The organism is Flavobacterium sp. SP2, from assembly GCF_057626655.1.
This window is the reverse complement of the sequence record NZ_JBVHBT010000001.1, coordinates 497,769-514,106: the sequence shown is the minus strand read 5'-3', so window position 1 is coordinate 514,106 and position 16,338 is coordinate 497,769. Positions and strand designations below refer to the sequence as shown.

Annotated in this window: 14 protein-coding genes; 12 read left to right on the top strand and 2 right to left on the bottom strand. The window is 33.7% G+C overall.

The genetic code is table 11. The features are described from left to right. Positions 1-120 precede the first annotated feature (120 nt). Complete coding sequence (crcB, locus tag ACZ098_RS02570; protein ID WP_487310167.1) at positions 121-492, bottom strand: fluoride efflux transporter CrcB; 372 nt, start codon at positions 490-492, stop codon at positions 121-123. A 145-nt stretch (positions 493-637) separates the two neighbouring features. Here crcB and ACZ098_RS02565 point away from each other — a divergent pair, with 145 nt between their 5' ends. The 8 genes from ACZ098_RS02565 to proC all read left to right on the top strand — a co-directional run bounded on the left by ACZ098_RS02565 (position 638) and on the right by proC (position 10,493). Then, positions 638-1,105, top strand: coding sequence for a hypothetical protein (locus ACZ098_RS02565; protein ID WP_487310166.1), 468 nt, complete (start codon positions 638-640; stop codon positions 1,103-1,105). 287 nt (positions 1,106-1,392) lie between these two features. Then, positions 1,393-2,922 carry a glutamine-hydrolyzing GMP synthase gene (gene guaA, locus ACZ098_RS02560; protein ID WP_487310165.1) on the top strand — a complete coding sequence of 510 codons (1,530 nt, stop codon included), beginning with the start codon at positions 1,393-1,395 and terminating at the stop codon, positions 2,920-2,922. Between the two features lie 108 nt (positions 2,923-3,030). After that, the gene (locus tag ACZ098_RS02555) at positions 3,031-4,977 is read left to right on the top strand and encodes a PBP1 and LysM peptidoglycan-binding domain-containing protein (RefSeq protein ID WP_487310164.1); all 1,947 of its coding nucleotides are present in this window, start codon (positions 3,031-3,033) and stop codon (positions 4,975-4,977) included. Continuing rightward, on the top strand, positions 4,977-5,381 hold the full coding sequence (locus tag ACZ098_RS02550) for an OsmC family protein (protein WP_487310163.1): 405 nt from the start codon (positions 4,977-4,979) through the stop codon (positions 5,379-5,381). The genes ACZ098_RS02555 and ACZ098_RS02550 overlap by 1 nt, the downstream gene beginning before the upstream one ends. 76 nt (positions 5,382-5,457) lie before the next feature. After that, positions 5,458-5,694 carry a DUF3820 family protein gene (locus ACZ098_RS02545; protein WP_487310162.1) on the top strand — a complete coding sequence of 79 codons (237 nt, stop codon included), beginning with the start codon at positions 5,458-5,460 and terminating at the stop codon, positions 5,692-5,694. A 174-nt stretch (positions 5,695-5,868) separates the two neighbouring features. Beyond that, positions 5,869-7,479, top strand: coding sequence for a CTP synthase (gene pyrG, locus ACZ098_RS02540; protein ID WP_487310161.1), 1,611 nt, complete (start codon positions 5,869-5,871; stop codon positions 7,477-7,479). A gap of 238 nt (positions 7,480-7,717) precedes the next feature. Beyond that, positions 7,718-9,613 (top strand): membrane protein insertase YidC, encoded by a 1,896-nt coding sequence (yidC, locus tag ACZ098_RS02535; RefSeq protein ID WP_487310160.1) that lies wholly within the window; start codon positions 7,718-7,720, stop codon positions 9,611-9,613. Positions 9,614-9,692: 79 nt separating this feature from the next. Next, complete coding sequence (gene proC / locus ACZ098_RS02530) at positions 9,693-10,493, top strand: pyrroline-5-carboxylate reductase (RefSeq protein WP_487310159.1); 801 nt, start codon at positions 9,693-9,695, stop codon at positions 10,491-10,493. 55 nt (positions 10,494-10,548) lie between these two features. On the opposite strand, the gene ACZ098_RS02525 is transcribed toward proC, so the two are convergent. Then, complete coding sequence (locus ACZ098_RS02525) at positions 10,549-11,487, bottom strand: fasciclin domain-containing protein (RefSeq protein ID WP_487310158.1); 939 nt, start codon at positions 11,485-11,487, stop codon at positions 10,549-10,551. A 218-nt stretch (positions 11,488-11,705) separates the two neighbouring features. On the opposite strand from ACZ098_RS02525, the gene ACZ098_RS02520 reads away from it, so the two are divergent. The 4 genes from ACZ098_RS02520 to ACZ098_RS02505 all read left to right on the top strand — a co-directional run bounded on the left by ACZ098_RS02520 (position 11,706) and on the right by ACZ098_RS02505 (position 16,304). Further along, positions 11,706-12,419 (top strand): toxin-antitoxin system YwqK family antitoxin, encoded by a 714-nt coding sequence (locus tag ACZ098_RS02520; protein ID WP_487310157.1) that lies wholly within the window; start codon positions 11,706-11,708, stop codon positions 12,417-12,419. A gap of 102 nt (positions 12,420-12,521) precedes the next feature. After that, positions 12,522-13,709: a tRNA 2-thiouridine(34) synthase MnmA gene (mnmA, locus tag ACZ098_RS02515; RefSeq protein ID WP_487310156.1), complete on the top strand. Its 1,188-nt coding sequence runs from the start codon at positions 12,522-12,524 to the stop codon at positions 13,707-13,709. Positions 13,710-13,734: 25 nt separating this feature from the next. After that, the gene (locus ACZ098_RS02510; RefSeq protein WP_487310155.1) at positions 13,735-15,345 is read left to right on the top strand and encodes a S8 family serine peptidase; all 1,611 of its coding nucleotides are present in this window, start codon (positions 13,735-13,737) and stop codon (positions 15,343-15,345) included. A 20-nt stretch (positions 15,346-15,365) separates the two neighbouring features. Continuing rightward, positions 15,366-16,304 (top strand): NAD(P)H-dependent flavin oxidoreductase, encoded by a 939-nt coding sequence (locus tag ACZ098_RS02505; RefSeq protein WP_487310154.1) that lies wholly within the window; start codon positions 15,366-15,368, stop codon positions 16,302-16,304. Positions 16,305-16,338 lie beyond the last annotated feature (34 nt).

Below are 16,338 nucleotides of genomic sequence, written 5' to 3'. Positions count from 1 at the left end.
TTATCAAACAATTTTCTTCTGAGGTTGTTTTACTTTGAGAAAAACTAACGTTCACAATAATTGTTAACGAAGAAATAAGTAAAAAAATAAATTTAGTAGAACTCATTTTGTAAGTTGTAATTATTTAGTAATTGTAAGTCCAAACCAAACGGCCAATAAACCAACTAGAATACTCAAGCCAATGTATACAAAAGCTACTAACGAATTATTGTCCTGAAAAAGGGAATAATTTTCGTAACCAAAAGTGGAAAATGTGGTATAGCCGCCACAAAAACCTGTAATTAAAAACCATTTCAAATTGGTGTTTGCCAGATTATTTTTCTCTAAAATACCAATAAGTAATCCAATTAAAAAACAACCCAAAATATTAGTAATAAAAGTGGCTAACGGAAAATGATTGGACCAATATTTATTTACCAATACCGATGTTAAGTAACGTAAAACACTGCCAACAGCGCCACCGATTGCTATGTAGAGAATTGTTTTGAGCATGATTTTAATTTGAATTCAAATTTAATGAAACAAGAAGAATTAGTGATTAAATAATAAATTAATTTTTTGAAAGATATTTTATAGGATTTGTTTTGATGTTAATTATAGATAAGTAGTTTTGTAATGTTAAAATGTTAAAATAAAAATGGCAAGTAAAAAGTTTACTGAAGCGGCTGAAAATTTATCTAAGGCTGCAATAATTGCGATTGAATCATTGGAAAAATTTCCTCCAAAAAACTGGGATGTTGATTCGATAAATCATACTTTACATTGTTGTAAAGAACGATTATTTTTCATCAATAATCCTGAACCAAAATTTCAAAATATGAGAAGTTTAAAATATCTTGAAGAAGAAGTATTTACTCGCTTTCAGGAAGGATCTGGAGAAAATGTTGAAGAGTTTTGGAGAAGAATTAAAGAAGAAAATTTGCCTTTTAAACGAGAAAATAAAATGGCGAAAATATTAAAGCGTAAAAAAATAAATAACGATATTGAATATGATTTTGTTACTGATGTAATTGTTCCTTACCAGCAAGAAGGAATGATAACTGAGGAAGAAGTGATTTTGCTTAATACTTATTTGGGGAATTTTGAGAATAAAAAAAGAAAGTAGATTTTGAATTATTATAAGAATAGATTTTAGTTTTATGAAATTCCATAATTTCACAAAAGACAAAGCCTTTCTAGCCATGATTATCTCACTATTTTAATGATTTTAATTGGAGTTCGATGAATTTCATTTGAAGTGGCACGAAGTAAAGCGAAAAGCAGGAATTACAAAATTAGAAAATGCCCAAACCATTGCTTTGCCAATTCGCTAAAGCTCGGGTCGCTCCAAAAAAAATCTACTATTTTCTAAATTCCATTTTTTATTTTCTGCTAAAAATAGTACTTTTGCGCATGCAACACAACGTACTTATTTTAGATTTCGGATCGCAATACACACAACTTATTGCACGCCGCGTTCGCGAATTAAATATATTCTGCGAAATTTTCCCTTACAACAATTATCCAACTGATTTATCGTCTTACAAAGCGGTTATCCTTGGCGGAAGCCCTTACTCGGTGCGCGCTGACGATGCTTTAAAGATAGATTTATCGCATATTCGTGGCAAAATGCCTTTGCTTGCCGTGTGTTATGGTGCACAATATTTGGCCCATTTTTCTGGTGGTGAAGTTGCGGCTTCCAACATTAGAGAATACGGAAGAGCGAATTTGTCTTACATTAAGGAAGACGAAGTTTTCTTTGAAAATGTAAACCTTAATTCACAGGTTTGGATGAGTCATAGTGACACCATAAAACATTTACCAACCAACGGTGTAAAACTGGCAAGTACTAACGACGTAGAAAATGCGGCATACAAAATTGAAGGCGAAACAACCTACGCCATTCAGTTTCACCCAGAAGTGTATCATTCGACTGACGGAAAACAAATGTTAGAGAATTTCTTGGTAAAAATTGCCGAAGTTCCTCAAAATTTCACTCCAAATGCTTTTGTTGACGATTGCGTTAAAGATTTGCAAGACAAGGTAGGAAATGATAAAGTAGTTTTAGGACTTTCGGGCGGTGTAGATTCTACAGTTGCGGCGGTTTTATTGCACAAAGCAATTGGAGCAAACCTATATTGTATCTTCGTAAACAACGGATTATTGCGTAAAAATGAATTTGAAAGCGTTCTGGAACAATATAAAGGAATGGGTTTAAATGTCAAAGGCGTTGATGCTTCGGCACGTTTTTTGAATGAATTGGCAGGAGTTGATGATCCAGAAACGAAACGTAAAATAATAGGACGCGTTTTTATTGAAGTTTTCGACGATGAATCGAAAATTATTGAAGACGTATCTTGGTTGGCACAAGGAACAATTTATCCTGATGTTATCGAATCGATTTCGGTTAAAGGTCCGAGTGCCACAATTAAATCGCATCATAATGTTGGTGGTTTACCTGATTTCATGAAGTTGAAAATCGTAGAGCCACTTCGAATGTTGTTTAAAGATGAAGTGAGAAGAGTAGGAGCAACATTAGGAATAGACCCTGAATTATTAGGACGTCATCCGTTTCCTGGTCCAGGATTATCGATTAGAATTCTAGGCGATATTACACCAGAGAAAGTTCGCATTTTACAAGAAGTAGATGCGGTTTTCATCAACGGATTGAAAGAACACGGATTGTATGATAAGGTTTGGCAAGCAGGTGCAATTTTGCTTCCAGTAAATAGTGTAGGAGTAATGGGCGATGAGCGAACTTACGAAAAAGTTGTAGCACTTCGCGCTGTAGAATCTACCGATGGAATGACGGCAGATTGGGTACATTTACCGTATGAGTTTTTGATGAAAATCTCAAACGAAATTATCAATAAAGTGAAAGGTGTCAACAGAGTTGTATATGATATTAGCTCGAAACCGCCTGCAACTATTGAGTGGGAATAGTTTTCAATATCAATGACAATGCCAATGGCAAAATTCAATTTGGAAAATTTTGAAATTGATTTTTGAAATTGATATTGAAGTTGATTTTGTAATTTAAAATAAAAAGATATGTTTAAAAGAGTTATTTACATTTTGGTTTTGGTTTTTACGTGTGCTGTTTTTGGACAAAACTACACCAAGCATACTGTGGCTAAAGGTGAAACTATTGCTCAAATAGCTCTAAAATATAAGGTTACGCCGTACGATATTTACAAGTTGAATCCTGATTCTCAAAATGGAATTCAACCGAATTCGGTTTTATTAATTCCAAAAAGTATTGGAAAAGTAGAAACTAAAGCAGATGTGAAAGCAAAAGCTAAACCATCAGTAACTACAAAATCATCGGATAAAACTCATGAAGTAGTTGCAAAAGAAACCTTATATAGCATAACTAAAAAATATGATATTTCGATCGAAGATTTAGAAGAAGCTAATCCGTTTTTAAAGGCAGATGGTTTGCAACCTGGTCAAATTTTGAAAATTATCAAGTACGAAAATCCTCCAAAAATGGCTTCAGGAACTAAAATGTTTTCTGTTCACGAAGTACAACCCAAAGAAACGAAATACGGAATTGCAACCAAATACGGAATGACAGTTCAGGAATTAGAAAAACTCAATCCTGAAATTGTTGAGAATCTTCCTGTTGGTTTTAAACTTAAAGTTACAGGAAATAACAATAAACCAGTTAATGTAACTGAAAATAAAGAAGAAACGCCGAAAGCAATTGTAGAAAAAGCACAACCAAAAGCTTTAGAATATACCGTAAAATCGGGCGAAACCTTGTACAGTTTGACACGTCAATTTGGTTTGTCTGAAGCCGCTATCATAGGATTAAATCCAGACTTGAAAGATGGAGTTAAAGAAGGAATGACCTTGAAAGTTCCTGCAACTATTTCAATTGCTAAAGAAACTAAAAGCGATTTGAAAGATTTAACCAAATCAATTTCTACCAAGCAAAGAAAACAATTGGTTTTATTTTTACCATTTAACGCTTCTAAAATTCAAAATGATACGGTAACGTCAATTGGAGAGCGACTAAAGAAAGATAAGTTTCTAAACATGACTTTGGATTTTTATTCTGGTGCCTTAATGGCAATCGATTCTGCTAAAGTTCTAGGAATTAATTTGGATGTAAAAATATTTGATTCGCAAGAAACCAAGAATTCAACTACGGCATTGTCAGTTGTTAAAAGCAGTGATTTTGCCAATACAGATGCAGTTATTGGTCCGTTTTATCAAGTTAATGTTGAAAAAGTAGCTTCCGAATTAGAGTCGAAAAATATTCCAGTAATTTCGCCATTGTCGAAAGATGAAGGTAAATCATTTGCTAATTTATACCAATCAACACCACAAAATGAAGCGATTAAAAACGCCATGTTTACTTATATGCGCGAAAAAAACGGGAATATAATTGCTGTTATTTCACCTAAAAAAACTTCGGTTAAAGATTATATTGAAGACTATCAAAAAGATGTAAAAATAGTTGGAACTTCTGATAGTGGATCGTTTGTAGCAGACAGCATCAAAAAATATTTTGTAAAAGACCGAATGAATTATGTGGTTTTAGCATCCGAAAAAACTTCGGCAATTTTAACTACCACGAGTGTAATGCAGAGTGCAATGAAAGACTATCAAGTGCAGTTGGTCATTTTGGAGCCAAATGAAACTTTAGATTTTGAAGAAATTCCACTTAGTCGATTGACAAAATTGAAAATGGCTTATCCATCAATTACCAAAGAAAACGATTCTGACGAGGCAAAACAATTTGAAAGAGCCTACAAAAAGAAGAATAAAATAGTTCCTAATCAGTATGCAATTCGTGGTTTCGATTTAACTTTTGATACCATGTTGCGATTGGCTCAAGACAAAACATTTGAAGAAACAGTAAATGATGCTGCCACCGAGCAAATTGAAAATAAGTTTGATTACAACAAAAAGATATCAGGCGGTTTTACCAATAACGGAATTTACATTCAGTACTACGATACCGATTTAACCATAAAAACTGCACAATAATGGCAACTTCCAAAGTAACCTATTTAGGAGAATTACGAACATCATCCATTCATTTACAATCTGGAACAGAAATCATTTCAGACGCACCTGTAGATAATAATGGTAAAGGCGAAGCGTTTTCACCAACCGATTTTGTTGCTAATGCTCTAGCAAGTTGCATGTTTACCGTAATGGGAATCAAAGCAAATGCAATGGAACTAGATTTTTCGGGTTCGACCGCTGAAGTAACAAAAGTCATGGGAACAGAACCAAGACGAATTGCAGAAATTCAGGTAACGTTCAATATGAATTTAATTGCCGACGAAAAAACCAAAACTATTTTAGAAAAAACGGCAATGACTTGTCCAGTTCATTTTAGTCTGCACCCAGATATTAAGAAGGAAATTGTTTTTAATTGGAAATAAATCAAGAATATAGAACATAGAATATAGAGGTTCAAAGGTCTATAATCTATTGTCTTTTTTCTATTCTCTTCAAAAAATGGACGACCAACAAAAACTTCTTATAAAACTAGCTCATACCAAAATGCCTTACGGCAAATATGAAGGCAAATATTTAATTGATTTGCCCGAATATTACATGGTTTGGTTGCATAACAATCGTTTGCCAAACGGTCAACTTGGCGAACAACTCAAACTCGTTTATGAACTTAAACTAAACGGACTAGAAGAATTAATTCGCAACATCAAAAAACAATATCCGAAACCTCAAATTTGATTTTTAGATTTTTAGAAAATTAGATTTTTAGATTACTGTTATTTCTAAAAATCGATCTGTCTAATTACTTAAACATCCAATTAAATTTGTATTTTTGCATCGCTTTTAAAAAACACACAACACTACAGAGGTACTAGCGTAAATTTTTACGTTACTACTTCTAAAAAAAAAACAATGAATCAAACGAAATACATTTTTGTTACTGGCGGTGTAACTTCCTCATTAGGAAAAGGAATTATCGCAGCATCATTAGCAAAATTACTTCAAGCAAGAGGTTACCGCACTACAATCCAAAAATTTGATCCGTACATAAATGTCGATCCAGGAACTTTAAATCCATACGAACACGGCGAATGTTATGTAACAGATGACGGAGCCGAAACCGATTTGGACTTAGGACATTACGAAAGATTTCTAAACGTTCCAACTTCACAAGCCAACAACGTTACCACAGGTAGAGTATATCTTTCTGTAATAGAAAAAGAACGTCGTGGCGAATTTCTTGGAAAAACGGTGCAAGTTGTTCCTCACATTACCAACGAAATTAAAGATAGAATGCAATTGCTAGGAAACACTGGCGATTTCGACATTGTAATTACCGAAATTGGAGGAACTGTGGGTGATATCGAATCATTACCTTATATAGAATCGGTGCGTCAGTTAGTATGGGAACTTGGAGAAAATAACGGAATTGTAATTCACCTAACACTAGTCCCATTTCTTGCCGCAGCTGGAGAATTAAAGACTAAACCTACGCAACATTCTGTAAAAACGTTAATGGAAAGCGGTATCAAAGCCGATATCTTAGTTTGTAGAACCGAGCACGAATTATCAGACGAATTGCGTCAGAAATTAGCACTTTTTTGCAATGTAAAACGCGAAGCAGTAATACAATCTATCGATGCTTCAACCATCTACGAAGTACCGAATTTGATGCTAGAAGAAGGATTAGATATTGTAGCTTTAAAAAAATTAGATCTTCCTAAAAAAGCCGCACCAGATTTAAAAAATTGGAATACATTTCTACACCGATTAAAAAATCCAAAACACTCTGTCAACATTGGGTTGATAGGGAAATATGTTGAACTTCAAGATTCATACAAGTCAATTCTAGAAGCGTTTATACACGCTGGTGCTGCCAACGAAACCAAGGTGAATGTTATCAGTATTCATTCAGAATATATTGATGCTGATAATGTTAGCGATAAGTTGTCAGGTCTTGATGGAATATTAGTTGCTCCAGGTTTTGGAGAACGAGGAATTGAAGGAAAAATTGAAACAGTTCGATTTGCACGTGAAAACAACATCCCATTTTTCGGAATTTGTCTAGGAATGCAAATGGCAGTAATCGAATATTCAAGAAACGTTTTAGGTTATAAAGACGCCAATTCTACCGAGATGAACGACAGCACATCGCATCCGGTAATCAACATCATGGAAGAGCAAAAAACCATTACCGATAAAGGCGGCACAATGCGACTTGGTGCTTGGAAATGTGATATAAAAAACAATACATTAGCACACAAAATATACGAAAAAACGCAAATTGAAGAGCGTCACCGTCACCGTTACGAGTTCAATTCTAAGTATTTAAACGATTTGGAAAAGGCAGGTCTAACCGCTTCTGGAGTCAATCCAGATACGGGTTTAGTAGAAATTATAGAAATACAAAACCACCCATTTTTCATCGGAGTACAATACCATCCTGAATATAAAAGTACCGTTGCCAATCCGCATCCACTTTTCGTAAGTTTTGTAAATGCTATGGTGAAAAATAAAAAATAGTTTTTTTAGAAGCAAAACTGTAGGCATTTTCGAGTAGCGCAATTCCTGCTTTACTCTTGTAGTCACGATAAAAATCGTGAGCTACCGTTTCAATCAGGGCTAAAAGAATTAGGTTTTCGAATAAAAATAAAGGTCTTACAAACCATTTTCAATACAATTGAAACAAAACAGTCAACACAACGACTAACCAATAAATAATAGTACTTTATAAAAAGTACAGAATTAAGTTCAGCACCAAATGGAAGAAAAGAAATTTGACAAAAATTCATTAATCGGATTTGCATTAATCTTTTTAATTGTAATGTGGATTATGTTCAACAGCAGCAAAAAATCCCAACAAGAGCAAGCCGAAAAAGCCAAGCAAGAAAAGATAGACAAAGCAGCCAAAGCCAAAGAAGTTGCGACTAAACAAGTTACTGCTGCAATTGTGGATACAACTGCAAACGACACCGTAAAACTAGCTAAACTTCAAGGCGCATTAGGAAGCTTTGCTTATTCAGCAACATTACCATCGGCTAAAGAAACCTTTACAACAATAGAAAATGACGTTGTAAAACTAACAATAGCCAACAAAGGTGGTTACATTTCTGAAGCAACCTTGAAGCAATTCGAAAAATTTAAAAAAGGTTCTGGTCAGTTAGTTTCATTGGTAAAAAATAACAATGCTGATTTAAACATTACATTGCAAACTGCCGATAATCGAGTTTTAAATACCAAAGACTTATTTTTCGAGCCAACCATTACCAAAGTGGGTGAAAACCAAATACTTTCTATGAAATTGAAAGCAGGTACTAACGAGTTTTTAGAATACAAGTATGTTTTGAAACCTAACGATTACATGTTGGATTTCGACATTCGTTCGCAAGGATTAAGTAAAGTCTTGAATACGTCAAAACCGGCTAATTTCAATTGGGATTTAAAAGCCATAAGTAATGAGAAAAGTATCAAATATGAAAATCAGTACACCGATCTTAGATTTGAATACGAAGATGAAAAATACGACAATGTTGGTCAAGGAGAAAATAAAATTGAGAATCCAGAAAGTGCTACTTTTATTGCTTTTAAGCAGCACTTCTTTAGTTCAATTTTGTTAACAGAAAAGCCATTTGAGTCAGCCGTATTAAAATCAAATTCGTTAGTAATTAATGACGAAAAAGATACTGTTTTTACTAAACAATTTAACGCAAGCATGCCATTAGCATACAAAAATGGCGAATTGGATTATAAAATGAATTGGTATTATGGTCCAACAGATTACAAAACATTAAAAGCATACGATAAAAATATCGAGAAAATTGTGCCACTGGGTTGGGGAATTTTCGGTTGGATCAATCGTTTTATTTTTATTCCACTTTTCGGATTACTAGGTTCGTTCATGTCACTTGGAATTGCAATTATCGTTTTCACAATAATTATAAAATTGGCCATGTCGCCAATTACATTCAAGTCGTTCTTGTCTCAGGCAAAAATGAAAGTATTGCGTCCGGAAATTACCGAATTGGGTGAAAAATTCAAAAAAGACCCAATGAAAAAACAACAAGAAACCATGAAGTTGTACAACAAAGCAGGTGTAAATCCAATGGCGGGTTGTATTCCTGCATTGATTCAGTTGCCGTTTATGTATGCTTCGTTTCAGTTTTTCCCATCGGCATTTGAATTAAGACAAAAAAGTTTCCTTTGGGCAGACGATTTATCTTCTTTTGACCAAGTTTTAAAATTGCCATTCACCATTCCATTATATGGTAATCACGTGAGTTTATTCCCAATTCTTGCAGCAATTGCTATTTTCTTTTACATGAAAATGACATCTGGAGATAATGCAATGGCGCAACCACAACAAGAAGGAATGCCAGACATGACTAAGATTATGAAAATAATGATTTACCTTTCGCCGGTGATGATGCTTATTTTCTTTAATAGTTATGGTTCAGGTTTGAGTTTGTATAACTTTATTTCTAATTTAATTACCATCGGAATTATGTTGGTTATCAAGAAATATTTTATTGACAGCGATAAAATTCACGCTAAAATTCAAGAAAATAAAACGAAGCCAAAAGCAGAAGGTAAGTTCCAGAAAAAAATGAGAGAAATGATGGAACAAGCCGAAGAACAAAAAAGATTGAAAAATAAATAGTACATTTATTTTCTAAATAATTGAAACTCTGTTTTTAAATTGTAAAATTTAGAAACAGAGTTTTTTAATACCTAGAACTATGAAAGTTATGATTATAGGTTTTGGGAACATGGGTAAAACCTATGCCAACAGTTTTATTAGTTCTCGATTTATAAAATCAGAAGATATTCATGTTTTGACAAGAAGTCTGCATGCAACTGCAAATGAATACGGTATTCCTTATTCCAATTTTACATTTATCCCTAATCAGAGAATCGAAGATTTTGATATAATTATTCTAGCTGTCAAACCGCAAGATTTTAGTGCGTTAGCATTTGACGTTAAACCATTTTTAAATCCAAATCAAATTGTGTTTTCTGTTATGGCTGGTGTTACTATTTCTATTATCGAAAAACAATTGGGTTGCTCTAAAATTTTACGTTCAATGCCTAATATTCCGACACAAATTGGTAAGGGAATGACTGTTTTTTCTGCATCAAGTTATGTGGATAGAAAAGAACTGTTTATAATTCAGAATTTAATTAATACCACAGGGAAATCGATATATGTTGAAAACGAAAAACTCATTGATGCCGCAACCGCGATTTCAGGAAGCGGACCGGCTTATGTTTTTTATTTTATGAATTCAATGATTAAAGCGGCTGAGTCTTTAGGTTTTTCCCAATCGGAAGCTGAACTTTTGGTAAACCAGACCTTCATGGGTTCGGTTGATTTGCAAAATACAAGTTCTCTTTCTAACAGTGATTGGATTAAAAAAGTAGCATCTAAAGGTGGAACTACGGAGCAAGCATTAAAAGTATTTAGTGATAATTTCCTTGAAGATGTGATTATAAAAGCTGTTAAAGCTGCAAATAATCGTGCTTTAGAATTAGGCTCATAAAAAAAGCTGATCTACAAGTAGGTCAGCTTTTTCAAAGTACATAATAATTTAATGTTTATGGAAGTAATACATTGTTTAATACATGAATAACTCCATTAGATGCTTGTACATCTGTTGCTACAATTCCAGTTTGTCTGTTGTTGACATCAGTAATTGTAGTTCCTGAGAATTGTAATGAACCTCCTTCTAAAGTTGTAGCTGAAGCTGGTATAGCATTAGCTAAAACATTTGCACCGCCAACAACATGGTATTTTAAAATATCAGTAAGTTGCGGAACAGTTAATCCTGCTAAAACTCCAGGATTTTGAGATTCAAACGTGTCGAAAGCAGCATTTGATGGAGCGAAAACTGTAAATGGAGAACTTGGAGTACCATCTAAAGTTCCAACTAAATCAGCAGTAGCTAAATAGCCAACTAAATCCGAAAAATTTGCATTAGCACTTGCATGATCTACAACAGTTGGTAATCCAATAACAGTATCAACAACGTGTATAACACCGTTAGATGCTTCAATATTTGGCGTTACTACTTGTGCGTCACCATTCAAAATTACATTATTTCCTTGTTTTTCTACATACATACTCAACGTATTTGTTGTAGAAGCAGAACCAATTGCTAATGTTTTGATGTATCCCGCTGCTGGTAAATTTGCTGCTGGCAATTCATTAGCAATAACATGGTTTAAAAGAATTTGTCTCAATTGCGCTACTGGTACAGCATCTACAGATACACCTGGTCCAAGTAAATCTTCGAATGCGGCATTTGTTGGAGCAAATACAGTAAAAGTTCCTTCACCATTCAATACATTTACCAAATCAGCTCTTTGCAATGCTGCAACTAAAGTTGATAAATTTGAGTTTCCTTGTGCAATTTGAGCAATTGTTTGTGGTTGGTTTGAATTTTCATCATCATCACTACAACTTGTTACAGCCAAAAACAACGACATTACTGTCATTACACCAATAAGTTTTCTGAATAAAAAATTTTTTTTCATAACGTTTTGTTTAAAGTTTATATTAATTAATAAGTTTGTTTAACAAATTTAGCAAAACAATAAACAAAAAAAATAATCTTTATAAAAAAATTAACAACTGACTAAAGTCTAAGTGTTTACATATAAATTAAAGATTTAATTGATTTTTTATTTTTTGGACCTATTTTTGCAATAATAAAACGGCACCATTTTAGTTAATATTAAAACAGTTATTTATTATGAATACAAAATATTTGTACTTTTTTATTTTTTTATCATCGACTATGTTTGCTCAAGAATTCAACAAGTTAGATGCCCAAGGAAAAAAGGATGGTCTTTGGAAAGGAGTTTACGAAGAATCCAAGCGACCTAGGTATGAAGGTACTTTTAGTCATGGAAAAGAAGTCGGATTGTTTAAATTTTTTGATGATACTCAAGTTGGAACCGTTATTGCAACACGTGAATTTAATGATAAAGACAATTCGTGCTACACTATATTTTACAATCAAAAGAAAAATAAAGTAAGTGAAGGCAAGTTAATCAATAAATTATACGTAGGAGAATGGAAATATTACCATGAAAATTCTGATAAAATAATGACTTTGGAGCTTTATAATAATGGCAAGTTGGACGGAATTAGAAAAGTTTATTATCCTAGTGGTAAAATTGCTGAAGAAACTTCCTATAAAATGGGTGTCAAAAATGGTTTTTATAAGAAATATGCTGAGAATGGCGTTTTATTTGAAGAATCAAATTATGTAAACGGTCAATTTGACGGTTTAGCTATTTTTAGGAATGCGCAAAATGTAGTTGTAAGCAAAGGATTATTTAAAAAAGGTAAAAAATCGGGAATTTGGGAGTTTAACACCAACGGTAAAATATCTAAAAAGGATATGGATAAGCCTAATGATGTTAAGTTTGTTAAGAGAGAAAAGCCTATAAGTTTAGATTGATTTTACAATAAATAAAATTTACGTAAGTATATGTTTTAATGATTAAAGCATATACTTTTTTTTATTATTTGACGTAAATTTGCAATTCAAAATAATTTTAAAATGAAACGTGTTGTAGTAGGACTTTCCGGTGGAGTTGATTCGAGTGTAGCGGCCTATCTTTTACAAGAACAAGGCTATGAAGTGATTGGTCTTTTTATGAAAAATTGGCATGATGATTCGGTTACCATTTCTAATGAATGTCCATGGTTGGAGGATAGTAATGATGCACTTTTAGTAGCTGAAAAATTGGGAATCCCTTTCCAAACGGTTGATTTGAGTGAACAATACAAAGAGAAGATTGTGGATTACATGTTCAATGAATATGAAAAAGGTAGAACACCAAATCCTGATGTTCTTTGCAACCGCGAAATAAAATTTGATGTTTTCATGAAAATTGCACTTTCACTTGGTGCTGATTATGTTGCTACTGGGCATTATTGCAGAAAAGGTGAGTTAGATGTAAATGGAATTCCAACGTTTCAATTACTTGCAGGTATTGATGGAAACAAAGATCAATCGTATTTTTTATGCCAACTTTCACAACAGCAATTGGCTAAGTCATTATTTCCAATTGGCGAACTAACTAAGCCACAGGTACGCGAAATTGCAACAAAGTTAGACTTAATAACAGCTGAGAAAAAAGATTCTCAAGGACTTTGTTTTATAGGAAAAGTGCGTTTGCCAGAGTTTTTACAGCAGCAATTGCAACCCAAGGAAGGAGTGATTTATGAAATTGCATCTTCAAGCGAAATTTACAAGCAGCCCAAACCTGAATTTTTAAGTTTAGAAGAAGAACTACAATTCCAATCAAAATCAATTCAATACCTTCCATCTGACGGAAAAGTCGTTGGAAAACATCAAGGTGCACATTATTTTACAACCGGACAACGAAAAGGATTGAATGTTGGCGGAACTAAAGAAGCCTTATTCATTATTTCTACGGATGTTAAAACTAACGAGATTTATACAGGACAAGGGCATAACCATCCAGGTTTATTTAAGAAAGTATTGCGTGTTGATTCTTCTGAAATTCACTGGATTCGTGAAGATTTAAGACTTAAAAATGGTGAAACGATGGAAGTTATGGCTCGAATTCGTTACCGTCAAGAGTTGCAAAAAGCCACTTTACACCAATTTGAGTCTGGACTTTATGTTGCTTTTCAAGAACCGCAATCCGCAATTACCGAAGGACAATTTGTTGCCTGGAATATTGAAGATGAATTAGTTGGTTCGGGAGTAATTTCGTAAATTCGATTATTTAAATTTATTTGAAATGAAAAAGGGACTTTTATTTTTAGCGTTTTTAGTTTCATTTGTAACCTTTTCGCAAGAAGATGCATGGGTATATTTTAATGGTAAACCCAATGCACAGTATTTTTTAGATAATCCTCTAGAAATGCTTACGCAACGTGCATTAGACCGACGAGTAAATCAAAATATATCTTTAACATTCAACGATGTTCCAATTCATCAACCTTATGTAGATCAAGTTGCAACGGCAACAGGAATTACATTGAAAGCAAAGTCCAAATGGTTAAATTGTGTTCATGTTAGAGGAACGCAAGCCAATATCAATGCGCTTTTATCGTTACCATTTGTAAGTTCTATTGACTTTGCCAACAATGCTTTAAATGCAAAAAGTTCGGTTTATAATGAGTTTTTATCTGTAAACAAACAATTGGAAGTACAAGCTAATTTTAATTACGGCAACTCTAACAATCAGATTCAAATGCTAAATGGTCATTTATTACACCAACAAAATTTCACAGGTTCGGGTAAGATAATAGCTGTTTTAGATTCTGGTTTCACCAATGTAAATGTGGTACAGCCTTTTCAAAGGTTGTTTACTAATAACCTTATTTTAGGTGGTTATAATTATGTCGCTGCTTCTACCAATGTTTATAGCCTTCATGATCATGGAACGACTGTGTTATCGTGTATGGGTGGTTTTACCGACAATCAATTGGTTGGAACAGCACCCGACGCAAAATATTATCTTTTTGTTACCGAAGATGTAAACTCCGAAAATCCAGTAGAAGAAAGCTATTGGGTAGAAGCTGCCGAAGAAGCAGATCGTCTTGGAGTAGATATAATTACCAGTTCTTTAGGATATTTTACCTACGACAATCCAAATTACAGTTATACATATAGTGACTTAACTGGAAATGTTGCCTTTGCATCTCGTGGCGCCAATATAGCTTTTTCTAAAGGTATAGTTGTGGTAGCAAGCGCTGGAAATACCGGTTCAACAGCAAATCCGTACATTAATGTTCCTGCAGAAGCAACCAATGTTTTGGCTGTTGGAGCAGTACAAGCCAACGAATCGTATGCTAGTTTCAGTTCAATTGGACCAAGTTTTGATAACAGAGTAAAACCAGATGTTATGGCCAAAGGTCAAGGAGCAACTTTATCAAACGTAAACGGTACGATTGTATCCTCAAGCGGTACTTCATTTTCGGCGCCAATAATCGCTGGAATGGTTGCTAGTTTTTGGCAAGCTGTTCCCAGTTTAACCAACCAGCAAGTGGTGAATTTTATCAAACAATCATCCGATAGATTTACGAATCCCAATCCTCAATTTGGTTACGGAATTCCCGATTTTCAATTGGCTTTAAACAATGCATTGTTATCTGTTGAAGCTGCATCAAAAACTACCTTTCAAATTGCTCCAAATCCAGTTATAAATAGTTTTTCTGTTCGTTTTCCTGCAAATTCTTCACGTAGTAATTTGAGTTTGTACAATAATTTAGGACAATTAGTTTTGGAGAAAAACAATTTGCAATCTGATGAAAATCTAAATATAGAAAATCTCAATTCAGGTATTTATTTTTATAAAATCGCTTCCGCAAATGCTTCTCAGACTGGAAAGATAATCAAGAAATAAAATGATATTCAAATTTTAAAATGAATAAAATCACCCAACTTTTTAATATAAAATATCCAATTGTTCAAGGTGGAATGATTTGGAATAGTGGTTACAAATTAGCAAGTGCAGTTAGCAATGCTGGTGGATTAGGATTAATTGGAGCAGGATCAATGTATCCAGAAATTCTGCGCGAACACATCCAAAAATGTAAAAAAGCAACCGATAAACCATTTGGTGTAAACGTACCCATGTTGTACCCAAATATTGAGGAAATTATCCAAATAATCATCGAAGAAGGCGTGAAGATTGTCTTTACTTCGGCTGGAAATCCTAAAACTTGGACTTCACATTTAAAAGCAAACGGAATTACAGTTGTTCATGTGGTAAGCAGTTCAAAATTTGCTTTGAAAGCGCAAGAAGCTGGTGTTGATGCTGTTGTAGCCGAAGGATTTGAAGCTGGCGGACACAATGGTCGTGAAGAAACTACTACACTAACGTTAATTCCAATGGTTCGAGAAAATATAACAATTCCTTTAATTGCGGCTGGTGGAATTGCCACTGGTCGAGGAATGCTCGCGGCTCTAATTCTTGGTGCGGATGGAGTTCAAATGGGAAGTCGCTTTGCAGCTTCAGTAGAAAGTTCGTCACATGCTGATTTCAAACAGACAATCGTTGAAACAAAGGAAGGTGATACGCAGTTAACTTTAAAAGAATTAGCACCAGTACGATTAATCAAAAACAAGTTTTTTAATGATGTGCAAGAATTGTATTCCAATTGTCCGAGCAAAGAAGATTTAGAAAATTTGTTAGGAAAACGAAGAGCTAAAAGAGGTATGTTTGAAGGTGATTTATTGGAAGGCGAATTAGAAATTGGTCAAATTGCAGGACTAATTCACGAAATTTTACCTGTAGAAACTATTTTTGAAGAAATAATTTCAGAATTTGAATCGGCGAAAAAGCAGTTGGTAACTTTTTAATTTACTTAGCAATTTCACAACTATTTAATCATCT

Excerpts from the sequence above, each read along its gene's own strand:
- crcB (WP_487310167.1), bottom strand. The coding sequence starts at position 492 with ATGCTCAAAACAATTCTCTACATAGCAATCGGTGGCGCTGTTGGCAGT.
- ACZ098_RS02565 (WP_487310166.1), top strand. The coding sequence starts at position 638 with ATGGCAAGTAAAAAGTTTACTGAAGCGGCTGAAAATTTATCTAAGGCT.
- guaA (WP_487310165.1), top strand. The coding sequence starts at position 1,393 with ATGCAACACAACGTACTTATTTTAGATTTCGGATCGCAATACACACAA.
- ACZ098_RS02555 (WP_487310164.1), top strand. The coding sequence starts at position 3,031 with ATGTTTAAAAGAGTTATTTACATTTTGGTTTTGGTTTTTACGTGTGCT.
- ACZ098_RS02550 (WP_487310163.1), top strand. The coding sequence starts at position 4,977 with ATGGCAACTTCCAAAGTAACCTATTTAGGAGAATTACGAACATCATCC.
- ACZ098_RS02545 (WP_487310162.1), top strand. The coding sequence starts at position 5,458 with ATGGACGACCAACAAAAACTTCTTATAAAACTAGCTCATACCAAAATG.
- pyrG (WP_487310161.1), top strand. The coding sequence starts at position 5,869 with ATGAATCAAACGAAATACATTTTTGTTACTGGCGGTGTAACTTCCTCA.
- yidC (WP_487310160.1), top strand. The coding sequence starts at position 7,718 with ATGGAAGAAAAGAAATTTGACAAAAATTCATTAATCGGATTTGCATTA.
- proC (WP_487310159.1), top strand. The coding sequence starts at position 9,693 with ATGAAAGTTATGATTATAGGTTTTGGGAACATGGGTAAAACCTATGCC.
- ACZ098_RS02525 (WP_487310158.1), bottom strand. The coding sequence starts at position 11,487 with ATGAAAAAAAATTTTTTATTCAGAAAACTTATTGGTGTAATGACAGTA.
- ACZ098_RS02520 (WP_487310157.1), top strand. The coding sequence starts at position 11,706 with ATGAATACAAAATATTTGTACTTTTTTATTTTTTTATCATCGACTATG.
- mnmA (WP_487310156.1), top strand. The coding sequence starts at position 12,522 with ATGAAACGTGTTGTAGTAGGACTTTCCGGTGGAGTTGATTCGAGTGTA.
- ACZ098_RS02510 (WP_487310155.1), top strand. The coding sequence starts at position 13,735 with ATGAAAAAGGGACTTTTATTTTTAGCGTTTTTAGTTTCATTTGTAACC.
- ACZ098_RS02505 (WP_487310154.1), top strand. The coding sequence starts at position 15,366 with ATGAATAAAATCACCCAACTTTTTAATATAAAATATCCAATTGTTCAA.